The sequence below is a fragment of the Vibrio sp. DNB22_10_4 genome, assembly GCF_052879755.1.
In genome coordinates this window covers 1-1,211 of sequence record NZ_JBNNXW010000035.1, presented here as the reverse complement: position 1 = coordinate 1,211, position 1,211 = coordinate 1, and the positions used below count along the sequence as shown (strand labels likewise).

General features: G+C 48.0%; 1 protein-coding gene. It reads right to left on the bottom strand.

Annotated features, from left to right (window positions below):
- Nucleotides 1-1,211 (bottom strand): cadherin-like domain-containing protein (locus tag ACVA6Q_RS24520; RefSeq protein WP_446649208.1); only part of this gene is annotated, 1,211 nt, incomplete at both ends.

Here is a 1,211-nt window from a genome sequence, read left to right as displayed (position 1 = left end):
TGCTCATCCGTGAAGGTCAATGAACCGTCTTCTTGGATGGTGTAACCGACATCTTCCACGACTGCTGCGTCATTCACAGGATTCACAGTGAGATCAGCGTTGGCTACGATGGTGTCTGTACCGTCCGATATATCGAAGCTAAGGTCAATGTCACCATTAAAGTCCGCATCTGGCGTAATGGTGAATGAGCCATCTTCATTTGCTGTAACCGTGGCATTGTCGCCTGCGCTTAGGTTGGCCGCAGTCAGATCATCACCTTCTACGTCTGATGCTTGTGATAGAAGCTGTTCTTGTGACAGTGTCATACTTCCATCTTCATCAACGCTGTATGCCAGGTCGCCGGATACCGGAGCATCGTTGATAGGAAGTACATCGACGTTAATGACGGTATCAACCGTCGCACCATCTTCATCTTGAATGGTAACGTTCAACTGAACTTCGCCATTGAAGTTTTCATTTGGCGCAAAACTACAAGTACCATCACCATTTACGGAGAAGATACCGTGCGGCCCATCGTAGCTGATACCCACTAGCGATACATCGCCTTCTATATCAGAAGCATTGCCAAGGACTTGGGATTCACTGAATGTCAGTACGCTGTCTTCATCAATGGTGTATGACGTTGGTCCTGCAATTGGTGGGTCGTTAACCTCGATAACAGTTAAACCAGCGCTCGTCTCTGCTGTCGCTCCGTCTTCATCGGCAACAACTACATCAAAGCTAACCTCACCCGAGAAGTTCTCATTTGGCGAGAAGGTATACGTACCATCACCGTTATCAGCAAAGACGCCATCAGTACCTGAGTAAGATACATCCTGAACAGAAACATCACCCTCAACATCTGAGCTGTTAGCCAATAACTGCTCGTCAGTAATGGTAATTGAGTTGTCTTCTTGTACTGAATAAGTCGTTGAACCTGCCACTGGAATGTCGTTGACAGACTCAACGGTCACATCAATGTTGGCTTCTGTCGTAGTCGTGCCATCGCTCACTGAGAAGCTTAAGTCGACGTCACCATTGAAGTTCTCGTTTGGCGCGAAGGTATACGTCCCGTCACCGTTGTCAGTGAAGACACCCTCTGTACCTGAGTAGCTCACATCTGCTACGGACAGGTCATCACCGTCAATGTCTGAAGCGCCTGCTAGAAGCTGTTCATCCGTGAAGGTTAATGAACCGTCTTCTTGGATGGTGTAACCCACATCTTCCACAAC